The sequence below is a fragment of the Clostridium disporicum genome (assembly GCF_001405015.1).
Taxonomy (GTDB): domain Bacteria; phylum Bacillota; class Clostridia; order Clostridiales; family Clostridiaceae; genus Clostridium; species Clostridium disporicum_B.
Map to the genome: position 1 here is coordinate 35,477 of NZ_CYZX01000010.1, position 23,893 is coordinate 59,369.

At 27.1% G+C, this 23,893-nt stretch carries 23 protein-coding genes, 2 tRNA genes and 1 riboswitch; of the genes, 4 read left to right on the top strand and 21 right to left on the bottom strand.

The genetic code is table 11. The features are described 5' to 3' along the window. Positions 1–34 precede the first annotated feature (34 nt). From rpsA to ARA56_RS08095, 9 genes are all read right to left on the bottom strand, one after another. The gene (gene rpsA / locus ARA56_RS08060; protein WP_055265544.1) at positions 35–1,183 is read right to left on the bottom strand and encodes a 30S ribosomal protein S1; all 1,149 of its coding nucleotides are present in this window, start codon (positions 1,181–1,183) and stop codon (positions 35–37) included. A gap of 295 nt (positions 1,184–1,478) precedes the next feature. Further along, the gene (locus tag ARA56_RS08065; RefSeq protein WP_055265546.1) at positions 1,479–1,898 is read right to left on the bottom strand and encodes a CBS domain-containing protein; all 420 of its coding nucleotides are present in this window, start codon (positions 1,896–1,898) and stop codon (positions 1,479–1,481) included. A gap of 104 nt (positions 1,899–2,002) precedes the next feature. Further along, positions 2,003–2,902, bottom strand: coding sequence for a 3'-5' exonuclease (locus ARA56_RS08070; protein ID WP_055265548.1), 900 nt, complete (start codon positions 2,900–2,902; stop codon positions 2,003–2,005). A 12-nt stretch (positions 2,903–2,914) separates the two neighbouring features. Continuing rightward, the gene (locus ARA56_RS08075) at positions 2,915–4,711 is read right to left on the bottom strand and encodes a MutS family DNA mismatch repair protein (RefSeq protein WP_055265550.1); all 1,797 of its coding nucleotides are present in this window, start codon (positions 4,709–4,711) and stop codon (positions 2,915–2,917) included. Positions 4,712–4,764: 53 nt separating this feature from the next. Further along, entirely contained in the window at positions 4,765–4,914 is a 150-nt protein-coding gene (locus tag ARA56_RS16660; RefSeq protein ID WP_156334261.1) for a hypothetical protein, read from the bottom strand. A gap of 45 nt (positions 4,915–4,959) precedes the next feature. Then, on the bottom strand, positions 4,960–7,665 hold the full coding sequence (locus ARA56_RS08080) for an AAA family ATPase (protein WP_055265552.1): 2,706 nt from the start codon (positions 7,663–7,665) through the stop codon (positions 4,960–4,962). Beyond that, positions 7,655–8,785 (bottom strand): metallophosphoesterase family protein, encoded by a 1,131-nt coding sequence (locus ARA56_RS08085; protein ID WP_055265554.1) that lies wholly within the window; start codon positions 8,783–8,785, stop codon positions 7,655–7,657. The genes ARA56_RS08080 and ARA56_RS08085 overlap by 11 nt, the downstream gene beginning before the upstream one ends. A gap of 191 nt (positions 8,786–8,976) precedes the next feature. Further along, on the bottom strand, positions 8,977–9,159 hold the full coding sequence (locus ARA56_RS08090) for an alpha/beta-type small acid-soluble spore protein (RefSeq protein WP_032117290.1): 183 nt from the start codon (positions 9,157–9,159) through the stop codon (positions 8,977–8,979). 138 nt (positions 9,160–9,297) lie between these two features. Further along, a complete protein-coding gene (locus ARA56_RS08095) occupies positions 9,298–9,543 on the bottom strand; it encodes a hypothetical protein (protein WP_055265556.1) in 246 nt (81 codons plus the stop codon). 149 nt (positions 9,544–9,692) lie between these two features. Here ARA56_RS08095 and ARA56_RS08100 point away from each other — a divergent pair, with 149 nt between their 5' ends. Beyond that, a complete protein-coding gene (locus ARA56_RS08100; protein WP_055265558.1) occupies positions 9,693–10,601 on the top strand; it encodes a phosphatase domain-containing putative toxin in 909 nt (302 codons plus the stop codon). On the opposite strand, the gene licT is transcribed toward ARA56_RS08100, so the two are convergent. The 11 genes from licT to ARA56_RS08155 form a co-directional block, all read right to left on the bottom strand. Next, positions 10,585–11,433 carry a BglG family transcription antiterminator LicT gene (licT, locus tag ARA56_RS08105; RefSeq protein WP_055265560.1) on the bottom strand — a complete coding sequence of 283 codons (849 nt, stop codon included), beginning with the start codon at positions 11,431–11,433 and terminating at the stop codon, positions 10,585–10,587. The genes ARA56_RS08100 and licT overlap by 17 nt on opposite strands. A 246-nt stretch (positions 11,434–11,679) precedes the next feature. Further along, a tRNA-Trp gene (locus ARA56_RS08110) sits at positions 11,680–11,754 on the bottom strand. 173 nt (positions 11,755–11,927) lie between these two features. Beyond that, positions 11,928–12,242: a PTS sugar transporter subunit IIA gene (locus tag ARA56_RS08115; RefSeq protein ID WP_032117287.1), complete on the bottom strand. Its 315-nt coding sequence runs from the start codon at positions 12,240–12,242 to the stop codon at positions 11,928–11,930. A gap of 94 nt (positions 12,243–12,336) precedes the next feature. Beyond that, a complete protein-coding gene (locus tag ARA56_RS08120; protein WP_055265562.1) occupies positions 12,337–13,668 on the bottom strand; it encodes a PTS sugar transporter subunit IIC in 1,332 nt (443 codons plus the stop codon). Positions 13,669–13,711: 43 nt separating this feature from the next. Next, positions 13,712–14,017: a PTS sugar transporter subunit IIB gene (locus tag ARA56_RS08125; RefSeq protein WP_055265564.1), complete on the bottom strand. Its 306-nt coding sequence runs from the start codon at positions 14,015–14,017 to the stop codon at positions 13,712–13,714. A gap of 68 nt (positions 14,018–14,085) precedes the next feature. Further along, the gene (locus ARA56_RS08130) at positions 14,086–15,522 is read right to left on the bottom strand and encodes a glycoside hydrolase family 1 protein (RefSeq protein WP_055265566.1); all 1,437 of its coding nucleotides are present in this window, start codon (positions 15,520–15,522) and stop codon (positions 14,086–14,088) included. A 265-nt stretch (positions 15,523–15,787) separates the two neighbouring features. Then, entirely contained in the window at positions 15,788–16,528 is a 741-nt protein-coding gene (locus ARA56_RS08135) for a MurR/RpiR family transcriptional regulator (RefSeq protein ID WP_055265569.1), read from the bottom strand. Between the two features lie 200 nt (positions 16,529–16,728). Beyond that, positions 16,729–18,135 (bottom strand): GH1 family beta-glucosidase, encoded by a 1,407-nt coding sequence (locus ARA56_RS08140; protein ID WP_055265573.1) that lies wholly within the window; start codon positions 18,133–18,135, stop codon positions 16,729–16,731. A 91-nt stretch (positions 18,136–18,226) separates the two neighbouring features. After that, on the bottom strand, positions 18,227–18,463 hold the full coding sequence (locus ARA56_RS08145; RefSeq protein ID WP_055265575.1) for a hypothetical protein: 237 nt from the start codon (positions 18,461–18,463) through the stop codon (positions 18,227–18,229). 201 nt (positions 18,464–18,664) lie between these two features. Next, entirely contained in the window at positions 18,665–20,821 is a 2,157-nt protein-coding gene (recQ, locus tag ARA56_RS08150; RefSeq protein ID WP_055265577.1) for a DNA helicase RecQ, read from the bottom strand. Between the two features lie 196 nt (positions 20,822–21,017). Then, positions 21,018–21,092: transfer RNA gene (locus tag ARA56_RS08155), tRNA-Trp, on the bottom strand. A gap of 200 nt (positions 21,093–21,292) precedes the next feature. On the opposite strand from ARA56_RS08155, the gene tsaE reads away from it, so the two are divergent. Genes tsaE through rimI form a run of 3 tightly spaced genes read left to right on the top strand, consistent with a single transcriptional unit; the run spans position 21,293 to position 22,900 of the window. Continuing rightward, positions 21,293–21,754: a tRNA (adenosine(37)-N6)-threonylcarbamoyltransferase complex ATPase subunit type 1 TsaE gene (gene tsaE, locus ARA56_RS08160; protein WP_055265579.1), complete on the top strand. Its 462-nt coding sequence runs from the start codon at positions 21,293–21,295 to the stop codon at positions 21,752–21,754. Further along, a complete protein-coding gene (gene tsaB / locus ARA56_RS08165; RefSeq protein WP_055265581.1) occupies positions 21,751–22,467 on the top strand; it encodes a tRNA (adenosine(37)-N6)-threonylcarbamoyltransferase complex dimerization subunit type 1 TsaB in 717 nt (238 codons plus the stop codon). The genes tsaE and tsaB overlap by 4 nt, the downstream gene beginning before the upstream one ends. Further along, positions 22,451–22,900 carry a ribosomal protein S18-alanine N-acetyltransferase gene (gene rimI / locus ARA56_RS08170; RefSeq protein ID WP_055265583.1) on the top strand — a complete coding sequence of 150 codons (450 nt, stop codon included), beginning with the start codon at positions 22,451–22,453 and terminating at the stop codon, positions 22,898–22,900. Before tsaB ends, rimI begins: the two co-directional genes overlap by 17 nt. Before the next feature lie 95 nt (positions 22,901–22,995). Here rimI and ARA56_RS08175 read toward each other — a convergent pair whose 3' ends face one another. Beyond that, entirely contained in the window at positions 22,996–23,583 is a 588-nt protein-coding gene (locus ARA56_RS08175) for an ECF transporter S component (protein WP_055265585.1), read from the bottom strand. Positions 23,584–23,764: 181 nt separating this feature from the next. Then, positions 23,765–23,881, bottom strand: a riboswitch (FMN riboswitch). Between the last annotated feature and the right edge of the window lie 12 nt (positions 23,882–23,893).

Sequence of the window (23,893 nt, forward strand, 5' to 3'; positions counted from 1 at the left end):
AAAACTGCCATAAGGCAGTTTTTTATCTATAAAATTAATTATTGAAAAGACCTTTAAATAAATCTCCTAAAGTTACTTCTTCATCTGAATCATTATATTGTAAATATTCATTTGATCTTTCAATAGCATCTTTTATGCTTAATGAAATTTTTCTATCATTTTTATTTACATCAAGAACCTTAACTTTAACTTTTTGTCCTACAGTTAATACATCTGAAGCCTTAGCAATATTTTCATCTGTAATCTCATTAATATGAACTAATCCTTCAATACCACTATATATTTCTACAAAAGCACCAAAGCTAACTAATTTAGCAACAGTTCCTTCTATAACTTCACCTACTTTTATATTATCTCCATAAACTTTCCATGGTTCTTGGTTAACATCCTTTAATATTAAAGAAACTCTTTCATTTTCAGCATCTATATTTCCAACAAATACAGTTACCTTATCTCCAACATTAACTATATCTTCAACTCTTTTAACTCTTTCCCATGATAAATCATTTATATGAACTAATCCTGTTATTCCTCCAATATCAACGATAGCTCCTACCTTTAATATCTTTTTAACAGTACCTTCTCTTTTTTCACCTTCTTTAAGATTGTTCCAAAGAGCTTTCTTTTCAACTTGATATTGCTCTTCTTCAATTACTCTTCTAGAAGCAACAACTTTTCTATTTCTCATGTCTAATTCTATTAATTTAACTTCAAGTTCTTTTCCGATGAAGTTTTTAAAATCAACTCTTTCTCTTGAAAGTTGTGAACCTGGAATAAATACTCTTATTGATCCATAATAAGCTACAACTCCGCCTTTTACTTCTTCTTTAACTCTAACCTTTATAGTTTCTCCACTTTCAAAGGCTTTCTTTATCTCTTCTTTCTCAGTTATTTGAAGTGCTCTTACTCTTGATAATTGAACATATCCTTCACCATCATTTGGAGAAATAACATATACATCAATATTATCTCCCTTTTGAACTACTTCTAGAGGTGATTTATCATCATTAGTTAATTCTTCCCTTGAAATAACTCCATCAAAAGCATAGTTTATGTTAACCGCTACTTCCTTATCGTTTACATCTATAACCTGACCTTTTAATATATCCCCTGATTTAATTCTTTTAACGTCAAATTCTTTTAATAAATCCTTCATTGAATCTTCTCTTAATTCTTCTGACATCTTCTACACTCCTTTAAATTACATTATAATAATTATTTTAAGCTAATATGGTATTTTATACAATACTTACTTATAGTGAGGCCCTAAATTTCAATTTAGTTAATCTAACTTAATTGAAAATCTAAATCTTAAATTTAGTAATTTGAAATTATGCTGTAAGTGTACACCTATGAATGTATATGAGTAGTGTATTTCCTTTCTTTATAAATAGATTTACAATTTAATTTATTCAAATAAAAAAAGTGCCTATTGGCACTTTTAAACTTTAATTCTTAAGTTTTATTTATTAGTTCTTTTAAACTACGCTTTTTTCCTTACGTATAATATTATAGCAATAGTTAATTATATCACTACGCTTAATTATCCCAATAAATATTCCATTATCATCAATTACTGGAACAAAATTTTGTGTTGTTGCTAAATTTATTATACTTTCAACATCAGCATTTATTGATACTGATTTATGTTTCTTTCTTCTTGGTATTTCATTTATTTTAATTGTTCCTGTGTTTTTAAAATTTAAGTCTGGTGTACTTTTTAATTTTCTAAGTAAATCACCTTCTGTTAAAGTTCCAACATATTTTCCGTTTCTATCTATCAAAGGTATTGCAGTATATCCATGATGGTCCATACGCTCCATAACTTGTCTCATTGTCGCATCTAAATATTCATATATTACTTCATTCTTCGGTGTTAAAAGAAATGCAATATTCATATATAATCTTCCATCCCCTTAAAGGTTAAATTTTATTACACTTTCATTTTATCACATATCTTATCCTATTTGTTACTCTTTATATATATTTAATAAATTATTAATTAATGCTTGTCTTTTAATCTATTTTCATATCTAGAATATTCTATTTCATCAATAAATGATAAAATCTCTTGATATATTATTTTTCCACCTAGACTACGTTTAACTATTAATTCACTTAATAGTTTATTATTACATCTATTACATATACCAATGCTTACAAATCTCCATCCCATTAATTTAAAGGGATATTCACAATCTATTTTTTTATTACATCTTGGACATAATTGCTTTACCTTATCATAATCAATTTCATGATCACTTAAAGTCTCAACATCTAAAGCTGGCATTTCATATATATTATTAACTATATATTTTTCTATAGCTCTAGTATTATATAAATGTTTAAATACATTAAATTCGTAAACAGCATCATTTAAAGCATCATGTAGTTTTTCTCCATCAAACTTTATTTTTAAATGCTTTAATGCATTACTTAAACTTAATGATTTTTTAAATCCTAAAATGTTCGTAGTATACTCCTGCAAATCTAAATATTTGTTTATCCATGATATATCTCTATAATTGTAGTGATTTGCATTTCTTATTATTTCTACTATATCATCTTTTGCCCAAGAGCATACTATATCCCCTTCATCTACTATTTCCTTTAATTTTTCAATACCTTCTATAAAAGAAACCCCATCCTTTAAATTTTCTTCTTTTATTCCTGTAATATCTAAAATATTAGGATTTAATACTGGTATAACTGATGGTTTTATATATACTTTCAAACTATCCATAGGCTTCATATATTTATCAACTTTTATAGCCCCAATTTCTATAATTTCATTAACTAAATCCAATTTCTTTAGATTTGGAATTTCATTGTATATATTAGGAAAACATTTATGTATTCCACTTAAATTATTAAATTCCAAATCTATTATGATAAAAGCCAAATCTTCCTCCCCCTAACTTATCTCAATACCCGCTAACTTCATCAAATGTTTTGCATTATGAGTCTTACTAATACCACTTCTCAATTTATAATCGAACTTTATTTTATTATCTTCATAATACTCTTGGAAATTAAAATTTATTAACCATTTCCTTGTATTTTCTAACTCACACAGTTCTAAATCATGAGTAGAAACTAATCCAATAGCTCCACTCTTAACTAATTGATCTATTAATATCTTAGCTCCATCATGCCTATCACTAGAATTAGTTCCTTTAAATATTTCATCTAATAAGAAAAATACATCTTCTCCTCTTTTTCCTGCATCTATTAATAATTTAACTCTTAATATTTCAGCATAAAATGATGATATACTCTCCTCTAAATTATCTTCTGTTCTCATACAAGTATATATATTATAAATTCCACACTTAAAAGAATCACTAAATGTAGGTAATCCTAAATATGCTAGAATCATATTAAATCCGATAGTTCTTAAAAATGTACTTTTACCAGACATATTAGACCCTGTTATTAATGCTACTCTTTTCTCATTATTTAAAGTAAAATCATTTACCACAGCCTTATTACCTAGCATCGGATGCCCTACTGATTTTGCTACTATTATCTTATCAGCTGATATTGCAGGATATGACCAATTTGGATTTTCAAAAGCTAAGTTAGATAAACTAACTAAGGCTTCTACCTCTCCCATTATATTCAGCCATTCTTCAAGATACTTACCGTTTTTCTCTTTCCATTCTTCTAAATTATTTAATATAAAAATATCTGAAAGAAATAAAACGTTTATTATTAAATAATATGCGTTACTAACACTATCGCCCATCCAACTTATAATATTTTTAAGTTTTTTCATCTCTTTCTTACAGTCTAAATCATTACTTGCCAATTGTCTCTTTAGTTCTCTAAGCCTATAGCTTTTAAATTGTTCATCTTGTATAAGAGATAATAAATTACTATATTGATTTACTTTAGACTTATTACTTATAAACAAGTTAATTACATGGCTTAAATTTCTTGTTAGTAATTTTACCACTAAATAATTTATTGCAAACACTAAAAGTAAATACGTACCCGGCATCTTATTAGTTAGTGCTAAAATTATAAATATAGTAGTACTTGCTATAAAAAAGTAAGGTATATACTTTATTGTTAATCTACTTGATTTTTCTTCCTTTGCCCACTTTAATAGTTCATCAATATTACTATTTTTGTTTCTTTTTAATTCATAAGAATCTACAAATAAATTAGTTGCAAACTCTCTTTTTTCACTTAACTCTTGTATTGCTTTTTGTTCATTTTCTATAGTAAGTCTATTTAAACTATAATTCATATTAAGTTTTTTAGCTAAAGCTTTTCTACCAAATAAAGTGTTTGTAGTATTTATCCACTGAAACAAAGAATTCTTTCCAAATATATCTAAGTCTTTTGAGAATCTATGCTCTTTATTGATATATTCTTCTCCTATATCCTCAAAGTTCTTCCATTCTCCATTTATTCTCTTTAATCCATTTTTATTGTATTCTAAAAGAATATTTAATTTCTTTTTTTCATTTAATTTATTATTATGCATAAATGCTACAATTAAAAATACAACAAATGATACTAAAAACGTAAGCAACATTCCCATAATATTATTACTTTTATATAGAAGATATAATAACCCTATACAGATAATAACTATAGCTAATCTAATAGATGAATATACTATTAATGTTTTTTCTAGTTTATTTAAAATATTTTTATTTTCTTCAATTTTTGCTTTATAAAATTCATATGGTTTTGACATTCTTACTACCTCTCCTAATTCTCTATATTATAAGTTTAGACTAAATTTCCTTTTTAATCCACAAAAAAATAAAGTGGAATCCACTTTATTTTTTCTACTCTAAACAAATTGCTTTTATCCTTAAAATTATTATCATCTTGAAAATTAATAATTGTAATAAATAATAATATAGCTACTATAATAATTAACAATATCTTTTTCATAAAATCCCTTCCATTTTTACTATATTATCTATATAATTTCCAAACTTATAATAAAATATAATTATGGTTTATACCTTTTTCCTTAAAGTAAGATTCTTCTCTATTTTGACAAGTAAATATTAATATCTGAATAAAACTCTCAGAAGCTAAATAGCTTAATATAGTTTTAATTCTGTTATCATCATATTGAGTAAAAGCATCATCTAAATATAAGGTTACATCTTTACTATTAAATATCATCTCTATAAATGCAACTCTCAATGCTAAATACAATTGATCATTAGCTCCATTACTTAAAAGTTGTGATGATAAAACTTCATCATTATATACTAACTTCATTTCGTATTTATCAGAAACTAAAACGTTACTATATTTGTTATCACTAAACTCTTTAAATAACGAGTTTACTTTTTTATTTAATATTGGTCCAAAGTCATTTCTTAATCCATCATAAGATTGATTTAATACTTCTTTTGCTAATTCTACAGCTTTTAAATTTTTTTCTTCTTCATTTATATTATATTCTATATTAGTAATCTCATCTTCAATTTCAGCTATGTTACGTCTGCCTTTAAATAAATTCTCTATTTTGTTTTCTAAATCCTTTATATCTTTTTCAATTTGAATTAATTCATTGGATTTTCTTTTTATTTCTGAATCAATTTCCTCTTCATTTTTAAAACTAAACTTAAAATCCACATCAATTATTTCTTTTATCTCATTCTTAATTTTTTCAATATCTTTATCTTTTATTAAGGCTAAATAAGTTTCTTCTACCGATAATAAGCTTCTATGAATTTCTCTTTTTTGATTTATTTTACGTTTTAATTCATCTAACTTTTCTCCTACTTCGATAATATCAATACCTTCTAATCCTACCTCTTTTAATTTTTCAAAAATGATATCTTTTTTTGCTTCTAATTGTTTCTCAAAATCACATAATACTTCTTCATCACTTTTTGCATCATGCTTTAAAGAATTACAATTTTTATTAATTTCCTCAAACTTATATATATCATCTATTAAAACATCTATATTGTCTGCTTTAGATATTTTTAAATAACTATCGATTTTTTCTTTGTTAGCATTGAATTTATCATTAGCATCATCTAAGTTTAACAGCTCTTTTTGATTGTATTTTTCACTAATTTTTACTTCTATATTTTCTTTAATACCTAAATACTCATTATATAATTTTAAATATCTTATAAGTTGTCCAAAATCTATAACTCCAACTATTTTATTATACTGTTCTAGGTTTAACTCTATTTTCTCTACATCTTTCTTTAAGGAACTTACATAAGATTTTCCTTTTAACTCTATTATTCTGTTGCCTAAAAATAATAATAAAATACTCAATGCACACATTGTAAATAAACTTATTCTGATACCAATACTGTTCGATACTAATCCTAAAACAAAAAATATTACTGCTAATAATCCTATAGATACCTTTATATACTTATTATTTAAAATACTATTATTTTTTTTATTTTCCATAGCAAACTTTAAACTCTTCAACTTTTCTTCATATATTTCAAGTTCACTCTCTACATCTTTTCTAATATCTTCTATCTTATAAGCATCTCCAATATGCTCTTTAGCTAATATTGCTTTATTTTTAAGTAAAGTAATTTCTTTATCTATTTTTCTATTAATCTCTATTTTTTCTCTTAAAGAATCCTGTTCAATTTTTAATTTTATCAACTCTTTAGAAATATCTTCACCTAATTCTTCTATATATTTATATTCTTTTAGAGGTTCTTCCGACCTCTTTAATTCATCTAATCTAGAATCTAATTTAACCTTAGCCTTTTCTCTTAAATCTAATAGTCTTAAATACATAGAGTATTCTTCTTTTAATAAATCAACTGTCTCTAATAATACTTCATCATTATTATTAATTAGAAACTTACTAATATTTTTTTCTTTTTTTTGAAGCTCCTCTTTTTTTCTTAAATACTTTATAATATCCTCATATTCTTCTTGCAATTTAATCTTTTTTAAATATTTTTTATAACAGTCTAAATTTGAAAGTTCACTCTTTGTATTTTCTCTTTCTTCTTTTAAATTTAGTAGCTCTTTTTCATTATCTAAATTCTCTTCTGCTAAATTATATCTTTCATGTCTTTCAGCTAATAATAAACTATACCTTTCTCTTAGCTTATCTAAATATCCACTCTTTCTAATATTACTTAAATACTTCTTATAATTGCCTAACATTATAAAAGCCTTATCTACCGTTACATCTCCTTCTGAAACTCCTACAGAATTTAATATCTTATCTAAAATCTCTTCATCTTTATCTTTATTTACTTCACTTCCTAATTGTCTTATAAAAAGCGTTTTTATAAATGTAGATCTATTAATATTTAAAAAATACTTTCCTGGTTCTTCTGAATTTATATCCTTAACTTCATCTCCTGTTAAAGCATTTATTATTAATGAAGTATCTTCTTTCTTGGTTTTGCCAAAAGTCCTTTTTATAATATAAGTTTTATCTTTAAATTCGACCCAAAGCTCTCCCTTAATTACCTCTCCAGATAACGGCATATACCTTAATCTTTCATTTACCCTTAAATCTTTACCTCTATTACTACTAAATCCATATAACCATATCTTTATAAAAGATTGAATAGTGCTCTTTCCAGTTTCATTTTCGCCATAAATTATATTAATTCCATTATCAAACTCTACAACTTTGTTTTTTAACCCTCCAAAGGCAATAATATTAACTTTTTTAATTATCATTTAATTTCACCTCTTCCTCTGAAAGGCTCTGCAATCCAATTTTTAATGCTCTATTTATTATTTCCTTTTCATCTTCATTTGCTTCTTTAAGCTTTTCTAACATTCTCTTTATAAACTTACCTCTTATAGAATAATCATTAGCTAACTCATCTAAATTCATTTCTACAGTTGTTTTATTTAAAACTTTTATAAAGTAATAATCATTTTTTAATTTTTCTACTAACGTTTTAATATCTAAATATAAGTGACTTTTTATATTACCAGTAAGTGTGATCTTAAATAGATTGTTTAACCTATCTTTTTCATCTAGAATACTAAGTAATTTTTCTTTAATATCTTCATATGTATCACATTCCGATATATCAATATCTTTAACTATATATTCTCTTTTATTAATAGGAATAAATTTTAAATCTACGCCTCCCTTATATACCTCACCTAAAATAACTCCTTTTTTCCCTACTTCATCAAATCCACGACCTTGAGGGCAGCCACTATAAGCATAATAAGAATTTTCTTCTTTTAATATTCCTGAAAATTTATGAATGTGTCCTAATGCTATATAATCCATATAAGAATTCCTTATATCTTTTAAAGAAATTGGATTATAGTCATTTTTAGCATCCTTAGTAGATATATCTCCATGCAATACCATCATATTTATTTTTGAAGTATCTAACTCTTCAATATTAATTAAAGTTTCTCTCTCATACTTTTTTGTAAATCCAGCTCCATACACTACTAATCCTAATTCATTTATTTCTTTTTTACTCATCTTCCCTGTAAAAATATGAACATTGCTTGGCCAATTAATCATATTATAAAAAGATTTTTCATAATAAGGATCATGGTTTCCTGGAGCTATAAATATATATTTATCTTTTATTCTTTTTAATTGATTAATAATAAAAATTAACGTTGTTTTATTTACTGTAAAATTATCAAATAAATCTCCTGCAATAAATAATACTTGTACATTTTCTTCTATAGTTAAATCTATTATTCTTTTAAATGTCTCTAATAATTCTTCTCTACAATTGTTTGCAATTTCTTTACTCAACTCTTTAAAAGGAGTATCAAAATGTATATCTGAACAATGTAAAATTTTAACCTTTCTCATATTATCCCCCTTAACGAACCTTTGTTCTTATTTTACCATATTTTGTGTAAAAGAAAAAGAGATGCAAACTCTGCATCTCTTTCCCTTTAGCGAATAATAGATTTTCAATACTTTTCTGGCGGTAAATTCTCCATAAGATATCACCCTCTCAAGATATTGACCATCTTTTAGTGTGTTTCCTTAGTGGTGCTTTACTTTAATCCACTTTCGTATTGTTCTACCATTCTTTTAACCATTTCACCACCAACGGAACCACATTGTCTAGATGTTAAGTTACCATTATAATCTGTAAATGGTACTCCTAACTCATTCGCTACTTCGTTCTTAAATGCGCTTAACCCATTTTTTGCTTCTGGAACTAATGCTTTTGACATGTCTGATTCCTCCCTTGGTTTCATGAATTATAAACAGTAACTAATAGAATATTGTTATATTTTATTTTGTTTCCTGTCTACACTATTATATTGCCCTGAGATGACTTTTATATTACAAGAAAATACTGGAATATATAATTAATTATTTACCTTCTTTTTAAATTGCTTTGCAACTAAATCTCTTATTATAGCTATAATTATTGCTATTTGGAATGATAACCCTAATGTTATAAGTTGCAGATAACTAAAACTATCTACTTTAAATATTATATAAGTTTCAACTGCCCATACTAAAAAGGATATTAATGCACCCTTCTTACCAGCTATGACAGCACTTAATATTATAGTTAAAAAAATTACTAATTGAATATACATAAAATCCATAAAAACACCTACCCTTTTTTCTAAAATACTGTCCACTTTTTCTAAATTTTAAACATATTTCATTGCTTTAATAAAGCTATAAAATATTGCTTGAATAATAAAAGTTTAAATAACAAAAAATATTATAAATTCTATAAATGGAGGTATATATGAACAGTAAATTTTTAAAGAAATTATCCATACTATCTACAATCCTTATATCATCTTCGGCTTTAATAGGTGCTTTTCCTAAAGCAGACAGTAATTCGTATATTTTTAAGAAAAATAAGGATGTTATTATATTAGATAGCGACTTAAAAACACCTTTGCCTAATAGATTTAGAGATGTCACACTTCTTAATATTTCAGGAAGTGCTCAATTTACTAAGGATCAAGTAGAACCATTGAAAAAGGCTATAAATAAAGAAAATATATGCATTGTAGATTTGAGGCAAGAATCTCATGGACTATTAAATGATTTAGCTATAAGCTATCATAACTTCTATAAACTAATTAATAATGGTTTTGATTCAGTAGAAACTATAGAAAAAGAAAATTCAGAACTTAATAAAATAAAAACTAATTCTCAAGTTAATATATTTCACGAAAATGGTAAATTATATAAATGCTTAGAAGCAGAATCTGTTTGCACTGAAGAAAAGGCTATAACAGATTGTGGTATGCAATATAAACGTTTTGCAGTTAGAGATGGAGGAGTTCCTACACCTGATACTGTTGATGAATTCGTAGATTTCATAAAAAATAAGCCAGATGATCTCCACTTACATTTTCATTGTCATGCAGGTGAAGGACGAACTACCACTTTTATGGTACTCTACCAAATAATGAATAATCAAAATAACCTAACATTAGATCAAATTCTTTCTTATCAGTATAATATTGGAGGAGTTGTATTAACAAATGATGGTTATAGGTTAGGTTTTCTTGATTCATTTTATGAATATATACAAGAAAATAAAGATTCTAATTACGCCACTCCATACTCTCAATGGATAGTCAAAGATATGATAATTAAAAAAGAGACGGAAAACCGTCTCTTTTTTAATTATCATATCTAGACACTGATACAATTCTTTGAATATGTAGTGTTAGATATACTATTTCATTACTATTAACGTCATACTTATAGTTATTTACTATATATTCTTTTATCTTCAGTGTACAATTATAAGCTTCAGGATAGCTTTTAATTACCATATTAATAAATTCGTCTTCCGAAGCATTATCCTGATTATTTTCAATTATTCTTTTGGAAAAATATTTTAAATGCGTAAGCAATCTATCATAATTTAAATCATCTTCTTTAAATTCTAATGAAAAATAATATCTTATTATATTTAATATATCTTTAACTATTTTAGTAGATTCTATAGAGTTAATTGTTGATTGGTTTAAGCTTGCATTAATAAAATGTAATGCTATAAATCCAGCTTCATCCTCTGGCAATTCAATTTTTAATTTCCTATTTAAAAATTCTAATGCCCATAATGCTACTTTATATTCTTTCTTATGAACTCTTCTAATTTCATTTAGTAATTCATTTTTTATCATCATATTCTTCTTATATCTTTTTATTGCAAACGCTATATGATCTGATAAAGATATATATATTTGCTTATCAAATTTTGCATTTAATTCTTTACTAGCATGAGATATTATTTCATGAGATAACTGAAAAACTCCATCTGGTATTTGATTTATTAACTTTTTAAATTTATTTCCTAATGTTTTATCATCTAAAACAAATGTTTTTTCAATTTTACTTTCATCCACTTCTTGACCTATTTTTTTATTAAAAGCAATTCCACTTCCTAAAAGGATTATTTCTTTTTTTGTTTTAGGATCTATTGATACAACAACATTATTATTTAATACTTTTTCTATTATCATAAATAATACTCCTATTAATTCCCCTTTTTAAGACTTTAAAATCTCAGTATAAATCACTAAAAATTTTACACCATATTATTACTAATATCCTATATATCTATAACCTTATATTTAAATATACCATATAATTCATTTATTTTTTATTCTTAAAATAAAATTTTTTCTTATTTCTCTTCTATAATATTATAAACAATTAAATGTAAATTCATAAGAAAAACAAAAAAAGACTTAGATAAACTAAGTCTTTGGCAGGGGCAGTAGGATTTGAACCCACAACCAATGGTTTTGGAGACCACTACTCTACCGTTGAGCCATACCCCTTTAACATAAATTATTTTATCAAAAATATATTTCTTTGTCAACTTATAAATAATTAATTAAATGATATTAATAAATATAATAGATACTTATATAGTGTAAAAACGTTTTTATTGCTTGTACAATAAAGAACTTACATCTTTACACTATATGTATCTTTAATTTCTAATTAAATATTAAGCTCTATTTAAGCTCTTGTGCATTTCGATCATTTCAAATGCTAAATCTTTTATAGTTTCTGCGCTTATTAATTGGTCTTCAGCATGCATTATTATTAAAGAGAATTCTAGCTTTTCGCCTGCTGCTTCTTTTTGAATTAATCCAGCATGAGCGTGGTGTCCTTGTAATAAGAATTGTTTAGCTTCTTCTAATTTTTGTTCTGCTAATTCATAATTACCTTGTCTACCTTCTCTTATTGCTTCCATAGCTAAAGATTTACCCATTCCTACATTGCTTATGATTTCAAATGCTACTAATTCTAATTCGTTCATAGTTCTTCTCCTTTAATATACACTAATTCTAGTTACTTAATGTAACTAGAATTAGTATACTATATTCTTACTTATTATTCTATATTTTTATATACTAAACTATTTCTGCATAGTCGTTTGTTTCATTCATTTTCTCTGCTGCTTTGTTAGAAGCAATTACGAATGGTGCATAAAGTAATACGCTCACACCTAAACAAACAAATCCAATTACTAGAGCCATGAAATTACCACCTGTACCTAAGAAAGGTATTAATGGTCCTGGTGTTGTCCAAGGTACTGAATATGCTACTGGAGGTATTAACTCAAATTTAATTGCAAAATATCCTATGAATACATTTGCTACTGGTACTAATACGAATGGTATTAAGAACATTGGGTTTAATACTATTGGTAAACCAAATATTACTGATTCATTGATATTGAATAAACCTGGAGCTAGTGATAATTTTGCGATATCCTTTTGATCTCTTTGTCTACTAAAGATAAATATTGCTATAATTAATCCTAAAGTCATTCCTGATCCACCGTAGTTACCAAATGCATCATATAAAGCCCAAGTGTTTGGATAAGGAGCTCCCCAAGCTGTTCCCATTTCAGAAACGAACTTTAAGTTTGCTGCATTAGCTTCTGCAAATACTACGTCTCTAACTGCTTGTACTGTATTAGGTCCATGAATACCCATAACCCATAGTATATTTGATATAATACCAAATGCAACTACTGACCATATACTATCACCTAATTTAGTTAACGGTGCTTGTAATACGTTATATACTAATGTATGGATTCCACCACCATCTGTAACTTGTAATATAATGTAATTTAATACTGAGAATCCAATTGTAACTATAATAATTGGAAGTAATACTTTAAATGTTCTTGCAACTGCTGGAGGCACTTGCTCTGGCATTTTAATTTCTAACTTTGAAGTCTTTGTAAGTCTTGTTAATATTTCACCTACTAATAATCCTACTATAATTGCAACGAATAAACCTTGTGGTCCCATATAAGTTGTTTGTAAACCACCATCTACTGCTGATGGATAAATTATAAAGAATACTGAAAGTGCAGTTAATCCTGTTAATAAATCATCTCCACCAAGTGACTTTGCAAGGTTTCTAGCTATTAAGAAAACAACTAAAACTGCTAAAATATCAGTTGAACCTTTTAATACTGGTGAGAATATTGCTTGATAATCAGCTAAGTTAGGTATTAATTCACCTAAATTTAATAGATTAGCTATGAATCCATCTGGTGATAATAAAACGAAGTTTAATAAAATCATTAACGAACCAGCCATCGTTAATGGGAATGTTAATATAAATGCGTCTCTTACTGCACATATATGTCTTTGTGCATTTAGTTTTGCCGCTACAGGCACTAGTGCTCTTTCAATAACACTATTAAATTTGTCCATAAAATTCATCTTTAAGTCCCCCTTAATTTTTAATTATAATAAATATTATTTATTATTCTCCAATTTTTGCTATAACTTGTTCTAATATAGCTTTTCCGTTCATTGTTCCGTATAATCTCATATCAATTACATCTACTGGGATTCTTCCGTTTACTAAAGCATCTACTTGTGGTTTTTGGAATCTAACTTGTGGTCCTAATAATACTATGTCTACCTTGTCTATTACTGATGAGCATTCAGATACTGGTAAAGCATTTATTTCTATTTCTAATCCCCTGTCTTTTGCTGCTGCCTTCATTTTGTTTACTAAAAGGCTTGTTGACATTCCAGCTGCACATACTAATAAAATATTTTTCATGATAATTCCTCCTTAAATTTAAACATTTTTTTATTTTTAATTTGATATATTAATTTTTAATTATAAACTCATAAAACTTGACCATTTGTTTCTATCACCTTTTTGTACCAATAGAAACTTTTCTTTTTAAATCGCCTTAAATCCTTTACATTCGACTCGTCTCTATCTACATATACAAATCCATAACGTTTTTGGTAACCATTTAACCAACTTAATAAATCTGTAAAAGACCAAGTACAGTATCCTAATAGTTCAGCTCCATCTGTAATAGCTTCTTGACAAGCTTTTATATGATTTCTTATGTAATCTATTCTATAATCATCATTAACTTGTCCATCTTCTAATCTATCAAACTCTCCCAAACCGTTTTCAGTGATAAGTATAGGTAGCCTATATCTGCTATTTATTCTTCTAATACCTATTCTTAATCCTGTAGGATCTATCTCCCAATCCCAATTTGTTGAATCTAGATGAGGATTTTTTACTGTTTTGAAAACACCAGGAACTCCATAATTTTTTGATGTTCCCTTCTTACCTGAAGTATTTATTTCCTCAAAATTACTTATTCCATCTATTTCATTTGCTTCAACAGTTTCACTTCTATAATAGTTGATTCCTATAAAATCAGGTTTTCCTCTTTCTAAAAGTTCAATGTCACCATCTTCGATTTCTGGTGCTACACCTTGTCTCTCATATCTGCTTAAAGTAAATGTTGGATATGTTCCCCAACAATATATATCTAACCACCAGTGACAATTCATATCTTCAGCATTCTCTCTTGCTAGAACATCATCTGTTTTGCAAGTATATGCATAATTAGGTGTAAAAGCAAAGCTTGGCCCAATCATTCCATTAGGTACATATTTTCTAAACGATTCAATCGCTTTTGCATTTGCTAAACTTGCAATGTGATTTGCATTTAGCATTCTCTTATCATCCTTTACCATTGGTGGATGAAGTGCTAATTTATATCCTAATAATATAAATACATTTTGTTCATTTAATGTTATCCAATACTTTACTCTGTCTCCATATCTCTTATAAAGAGTTATGCAATAATTATTGAAGTCATCAATAATCTCTCTTGATTCCCAACCACCATATAAGTCTTGAAGTTTTTGTGGCAAATCCCAATGATATATTGTAATTATTGGTTTAATATCATTTTTTATTAACTCATTTATTAAGTTATCATAAAACTTTAAACCATCTTCATTAACTTGTCCTCTTCCATCTGGAAAGATACGACTCCATGATATTGAAAATCTGTATGCTTTTAATCCCATTTCTTTCATTAAAGCAACATCTTCTTTATATATGTTATAATGATCAACTGCAATATCACCATTTGTTGATTTATATGTTGTTCCATCTAGCTTACTAAATGTATCCCATATGCTTAAGCCTTTTCCATCCTTGTTAAAGGCACCTTCAACTTGATATGCTGCCGAGGCACTCCCCCATAGAAATCCATCTTTAAATTTATCTAATTCTGAATGAATCACTATCGCTTCACCTCTTTTCCTTCCCTGTGACTATAGTATACTACATAAATTTAAAATTTGTAATCATTTTCAAGTCGTAAAAAACAAGTACAGTTACTTTAAAATTTGTTACTTTTTTGTAACACTTTGTTTTTTTGACATTTTTGCATTAACCTCACTGGAACGTTTTATTTAAAGCTCTTTCAATAATTGTATATACATTTAAAAAATTGTATATAAAAAAAGAAAATACACATTGTTTTGTGTATTTTCTAAAAAATCATATTTATTTATTAGGATATCGTAAATAGTAATTATATAATCTTTTTCCTATTAATTCAATTATATACAAAACCGGAACTTGAGTACTTATATCATAGTCTTCAACTTTTGCTCGTTGAATATAATAACTTAAATTTATATCTGACATCTTAGCCAAAGTACAATTTTCATTATTAGTTATACTAACAATTGAACTTTTTTCTTTTTTCAACTTATTAACATGATCTATAACTGTTGGTGTTTCACCTGATACAGAAAATACAATTGCTACACTATTTTTATAATGTTTACACTTTGTCGGATAAAAAGGATCATCTAAATAAATAGCAAATTTACCTACTGATGATAAATATCTTGCTGCGTACTTAGCTAATATTCCTGAACCCCCTATTCCAACAAATACTACGCTCTCAGCCCCACTAACAATTTCACAAATTTGTTTTATTTTATTCTTGAAATCTTCTGTCTCTGTTTTCTTTAAAAAGTCAATTAGCATAGCTGTATTATCAGTTAATTGATTACTTTTTCCGTTTTCTATGTATAGCTTTAGCTTAACCTTAAATTCTGAAAATCCATCGCAATTTAACTTTTTACAAAATCTTAAAATTGTAGTAGTAGAAACATGGGCTTCATTTGCTAATTCTCTAATTCTCATATAAATAACTTTTTCACTATTTTTTATTATATAGCTATATAGAGATAATTCTAATTCATTTAAACTTTGAATCTTATCGTGACTAAACATACTTCTACTTCCCCTTTTTTCTTTAGCGTACTTTTTATATTATTGTAATATAATTTTGTTTTTTTGGAAAATACTTATAATAAAAAATCTTATTTATATATTACCCAATATTTATGTGTATATTAATATTATAATTTTTAAGAAAAAATGACAAGTACTAGGAAATTCTTCCTAATTACTTGTCATATCTTTTTTATATTTTATAGTTCTTCGCCTCTAGTCTCAATTATTTCCTTATACCAGTGGAAAGATGCTTTTTTCTTTCTTTCAAGGTTATTTTTATGGTCTACATATATAAATCCATATTGTTTCTTATATCCATTTAACCAGCTTAATAAATCTATAACTGACCAAGCATAATATCCCTTCATATTTATTCCTTCTTGAATAGCCATCTTAACAGCTCTTAAATGCTCTTCAATATATTTTATTCTTGGAATATCTACTATTTCATCTTCAATTATTGGATCTTCATCCCCTAATCCATTTTCAGTGATGTACATCTTAACATCACCGTATCTTTCTTTAAGAAGTCTTAATCCATCTAAGAAACCTTCTGGTGATATTTCCCATCCCCATTTAGTATACTTTTTATCTTCCATCATAACAGTTTTATAAACGCCATCAAATGAAGGATTTCCTGGAGCTCCTGTTGAATTTTCTCTTGTTCTCTCTACATCTTCTTCTACATCATTTTTCATAATTCTTTGAGGTTGATAGTAGTTTAATCCTATAAAATCGTTCTTATCAGCAGAGCTCTTAATTACTGCTAATTCTTCTTCTGTCCAATCTGGAGTAAAGCCTAACTTTTCAATATACTTTACAACATACTCAGGATATTCACCCTTTAATATTGGATCATAGTACCAGTGCATGTCTACTTCTCTAGCATGCATAGTAGCTTTTATATTTTCTGGGTTTTCATCAATACTAAATGCTGGTGAGAATACATGAGTTATACCTATTTCTCCATATTGTTTTAAGCTCTTATATAATTCAATTGATCTAGCATGAGCTGTAAATACATTATGTGTAGCTTGGAAATATTTCTTGACATCTCCAACTATTGCTGGTGGATGAGCTCCTGCTAAGTATCCTAATCCACAGAATACTACAGTTTCATTAAATGTAATCCAATGTTTAACTCTATCTCCAAAAGCCTTGAAACATACTTCTGCATATTTAACAAATGCATCTACTGTTTCTTTATTTGTCCATCCACCTTTTTCTTCTAAAACTTGTGGTAAATCCCAATGATATAATGTTACAAAAGGAACTATTCCATATTTTAAACATTCATTAATTACATTATTATAGAATTCTAATCCTTTTTCATTTACTTCTCCAACTCCATTTGGAATTATTCTTGGCCAAGAAATTGAAAATCTATAAGATTCTAATCCCATTTCTGCCATAAGTTTTATATCTTCTTTATATCTATGATAGTGATCTACTGCTACATCACCATTTGTTCCTTCAAAAGTTTTTCCTGGTATCTTAGAGAAAACATCCCAGTTAGAAAGGCCTTTTCCGTCTTCATTCCATGCTCCTTCAACCTGATATGATGCTGATGCTGCTCCAAATAAAAAGTCCTTTGGAAATTTCATTTTACTCTCTCCCTTGTTTCTTATTTTTTTACTACTTCATTTTATTGCTTTAATTCTTACTATATATACTTGTCCTAAATTAGGATATTAACTATTTTACATGTATTGTGTAATAAAGTGCACTTGCATATTTTGATTTAGTCTTAAATGATGTCTTTAAATGACCTTCAAGTTCTGATTTTTCTAAATCTGACTCTGCAGTATAAACAACCTTTATTCTATTAGAACCGTCTTTTAAAGTTAATTTAACTTTATCATCTTCATAGTTATCAAAAAACTCTCTTATGAACTTCATTTGAGCTCCATTCATTTCTATTGTATACGTCATAAATAATCACACCTTTTTTCTATTTTATTTCTTTTATTTGATTACATTGTACAACTAAACGCATAAAATTGTAATAGTTTTCAAAGATAATAAAACAAATACCTACTTTTTAAAATTTGTTTCTTATTTGTAACATATTGTTTCATACATCTCTAGTAAATAAAAAAAATAAGCTAATATGTATCAGCTTATTTTTCTAAGTTATATATTGTTATTCATAATGAATTTCTTTAAAATTACGGCCTTTATTGCATTATAAGTTATGTTTTCAGGGACTCTTTCTTTTATTGGCTTTAAAGTATTTGCCCCTACTTCTTCTATAGCTTTATCAATAATAGCTTCTTCTTCATCTGTAAAAAAATCACTAAAGTTTATATCAAACCCCAAGTCATTATTATCAGCTAAGTATTGTTCTATATGATTAAATATAGTTTGAATAGTAATACCTCTTTCCTTAGCTACATCCTCAAAACTTATATTTTTTCTTAACATATTAACAGTTGTAACATAAGATTTTTCTTTTATATCACCTTTACTCTTTGTCTCTCTTACTTCTTTAGTTGTAGTATTAAATACAAAGTTTACGTTAATATTATTTTCATTTATATATTTTCTTATAGCTTCCATAAATATTTCGCCATACTTTTCAAGCTTAGCTTTACCAACTCCACTAATATCTAAGAATTGTTCTTCTGTTATTGGCATTCTTGTACTAAACTCTTTTAATGTATTATCACCAAATATAATATATGGAGGTATTTTCTCTTCTGACGCTATCTCCATTCTTATAATTCTCAATATATTAAACAATTCATTATTTTTAGATACTGTTTTCTTAACATTAATTTGTCTTACAAATACTTGTCTTTGACCTTTAACTATTTCTACAGACTTATTGTTTAAAGTAACTACAGGGTACTCTCCCCTATAATTAAGATATCCATGAGATATTAATATATTTATAAATTCAGATAATTTATCTTTAGTGTAATTTTTCATTATATTATAAGTAGATAATTTATCTAACCCTAATTCAATAACCTTCTTATTTGTAGAACCTCTAAGAACATCCACAATCATACCTATTCCATATTTTTGTCCCATTCTATAAGCACATGAAATAACTTTTTGAGCATCTTCTGTTTTATCAACTAACTCACCTTGAGCTTCACAATTGCTGCAATTATTACAATCTTCCTCAACTTCTTCTCCAAAATATTTTAAGATAAATTTTCTATAACATTCTTGGCTATATACAAAATTAATCATCGTTTGTAATTTTGAAAGCTCATTCTCTTTTCTTACAGGATCCACAGTTCCAGCATCTATAATATATCTTTGAGTCTGAACATCTGATGGAGAAAATAACATTATACACTCACTGTTTTCTCCGTCTCTTCCAGCTCTACCTATCTCTTGATAATAGCCTTCAATATTTTTAGGCATATTATAGTGAATTACATATCTTATATTAGGTTTATCTATTCCCATTCCGAAGGCATTAGTAGCTATTATAATCTTTGATTTATCATATATAAAATCTTCTTGTGCTCTTTTTCTTTCTTCATCTCCTAATCCAGCATGATACTTTTCAACATCTATACCCTTTTGAATTAGGAAGCTATGAAGGTTATCAACCTCTTTTCTAGTCGCACAATATATAATACCTGATTCATCTTTATTTTTTTCTATATAATCTAATAAATAATTTTTTCTAATTACACCCTTTTCAACTACTATCTTTAAATTTTCTCTATCAAAGCCTGATATAAAAATCTTTGGATTTTTAAGAGTTAATTTTTCTATTATATCTCTTCTTACTTCTTCTGTAGCAGTAGCTGTAAATGCTGTTACTATAGGCCTTTTAGTTAGTAATGAAATAAATCTACTAATTCTCCTATAGCTAACTCTAAAATCATGTCCCCATTGTGATACGCAATGAGCTTCATCTATTGCAATTTGAGATATTTCTATCTGCGTTATCAAAGTTAAAAATTCATTAGACTCTAATCTTTCTGGTGCTACATATAATATCTTTATTTCTCCATTTTTAACTTTTCCTAATATATCATTTATTTCTAAATTACTTAATGATGAATTTATATACGCAGACTGTATCCCTATGTTATTTATACTATCTACTTGGTCTTTCATTAATGAAATAAGAGGTGATATTACTAATGTTATACCATCTAAAAGCATAGCTGGTACCTGATAGCATATAGATTTACCTCCACCAGTTGGCATTATTGTCAATACATCATTACCTTTTAGTATTTCACTAATAATTTCTTCTTGCTTTCCTCTAAAGGAGTTATATCCATAATACTTTTTTAATATCTCTAAAGCTTTCTCCATAGCTATCTCCAATCTATAATCTTTACCTCTTAATTCTATACATAATTTTTATTTTAAAACACTTATATTATATTTTTATAGTGTAATTTACAATAACAAAATTAACATTTTTATTGTCAGTCACATTCATCTAGCTAAATTTAAATTTAGAGCTTTACGCAAAAAAACTAGCAAGCTTCGCTTACTAGTTTCTATTTGGCAGGGGCAGTAGGATTTGAACCCACAACCAATGGTTTTGGAGACCACTACTCTACCGTTGAGCCATACCCCTAAGACATAAGTTATTATATAATATATTTTTATTAAAATCAACATTTTTTATAGTATTTTTTTATAATTCTTTTCTTTTTTCACCTTTTTGGATAAAATAAAAGATAGTTAATAATTAAGAGTTAAAAGTTAAGAGTTAAAAATTTATTATAGTTAAGTTTATTGCTCTCTTACTATTAACTATATACTGGAGGATTTTTTATGATTTTTTCTGTTAATAGCGTTGATCAAACTACTGCTATTGGATTAGAGTTAGGTAAGATTTTAAAATCAGGTGATATAGTATGTTTAACCGGTGATTTAGGAACTGGTAAAACTCACATAACTAAAGGTATAGCTAAAGGTTTAGGAATTGATGACCATATTACTAGTCCTACATTTACTATAGTAAATGAATATGATTCTGGAAGATTAAAATTTTATCACTTTGACGTTTATAGAGTATCTGATCCTGACGAGATATATGCTATAGGTTTTGATGATTATATATTTTCAGATGGTGTTTCAGTAATCGAATGGGCTAATTATATAGAAGATATTTTACCTAATGAATATCTACATATTCATATAGAAAAAGACTTAGATAAAGGTGAAAACTTTAGAAATATTACATTAAAGCCATATGGCGAAAGATATGATTACATAAAGGAGTTAAAAATATGATAGTTTTAAGTATGGATTCTTCATCCTTGGTAACAACTGTTGCTCTTCTTAGAGATGAACATGTACTAGGTGAATTTACTATTAATTTTAAAAGAGAACATTCTGTTATTTTAATGGAAAAAGTAGAAGAACTTCTTAAGGATTGCGAAGTTGATATAAATGATGTTGATGGGTTTGTAGTATCAAAAGGTCCTGGTTCATTTACAGGATTAAGAATTGGCATGGCTACTGTAAAAGGGTTAAGCATGGGAAGTAATAAACCTTATGTTAGCATTTCTAGTTTAGATGCTTTAGCATATTCTCTTATAAACTTCGATGGACTTATATGTCCAATCATGGATGCATTGAGAGATAGTGTATTTACTTGCATTTACAAAAATGTCGATGGCAAATTAACTAAAGTTATAGATTATTCTGCTCTTTCTTTAGAAGAGTTAGCTACTGAAATAAACTCTAAAGGAGAAAAAGTTATATTTACTGGTGATGGTGTTTATAAACACAAAGATTATTTAAAAGAAAATATTCCTAATGCTATATTTGCACCAAATCACTTAAATATTATAAAAGCTTCTTCACTTGGAGAACTTGGAATGATTGAATTAAAGAATGGAAACTTTGATGATAAGAATTCAGCTCCTCTTTACTTAAAGAAACCTCAAGCAGTAAGAGAATTAGAACAAAGGTTGGCTATGAAAAATGAAAATAGATTATAAACTCATGGATAGTTCTCATATTAATGGTGTTTTTGAATTAAGCAAAATATGTTTTAACGTTCCTTGGAGCTTAGATTCTATAACTTATGAAATAGAAAACCCATTAGCAAAATATGTAATTGCCGAAGATTTATCCACAAAGGAAGTAATTGGTTATGCAGGTGTGTGGATAGTTGCTGGCGAAGGTGATATTACTAATATAGCTGTTAATCCATCTTATAGAAAAAAAGGAATAGCTTCTAATCTCTTAATAAAGCTTTTGGAAGTTTGTAAAGAACATAATTGTACAGATATAACATTAGAAGTGAGAACATCTAATATAGCTGCTCAAAATCTTTATAAAAAGTTTAATTTTAAAGAAGAAGGTATAAGAAAAAAGTATTATTCTGATAACGGAGAAGATGCTATTATAATGTGGAAAAGAGATAATTAACCACAAATAACGAATGGCAAATGACAAATTAAAGTAGAAACTTCTACGAGGTTTCAAAAATAATTTGCCATTTGCCATTTTTACTTTATCATTTACTAAGCTATTTGTTTTTTGCTTTTTCCAAAGTTACTATCAACCTTGAATATTGCAACAGATACCTTTTTATATAAAAGATATGTTATTACTGATACTATTAGAGCTTTTACTCCATTGAAAGGTAATAGCCCTACCGTAATATATTTACTTAATTCCGCTGGATTCATTTGCATTCCATATGCAGGTAATAATAAATATACATTTGCTACAATTCCTAGTACTTCCATAACAAGCCCACCAACTATCATACCGATAATAGCTGTTTTCTTACTCTTGTTTCTATTATAAATCCACGCTGCCGGAACAACTAAAGCTAACCCAACAATAATATTTGCTAATTCTCCAATAAACCCTGTTTGTGTTCCCTTAACTAGGAATCTCAATAATACCTTTAAGATAACTATAGCTCCACCAGCTACTGGACCATAAGCAAATCCACCCATTAAAGCTGGAACTTCACTTAAATCAATTTTTAACCATGGGAATAATGGTATTATTGGAAAATCGAAATACATTAATACAACAGCAATAGCCACCAGCAAAGAAATTTTAATCATTTTGTTTACATTTTTGTTTGAATTATTCATTTTACTCTCCTCCCAAAAGTTATCCTCTGGGGTAATTTGTTAGAATTCAAATTGCTTGTCTTATCTATATTTTGCTTAAATTAAAATTTTTAATACATAAAAACCCTGATGAAAATTCACCAGGGCATAAAAAAACAAGCTAATTAGATTAAATGCAAAAATAGCATCAATTTTTCTAACTTACTACCTTCTTTCATCCAGACTTTACTGTCGGCTTCGGAGTTTCACCGAATCATACTCTTTCGAGCTCGCGGGCTATACCGCCGGTAGGGAATTACACCCTGCCCTGAAGATAATTTTATTAAATTAT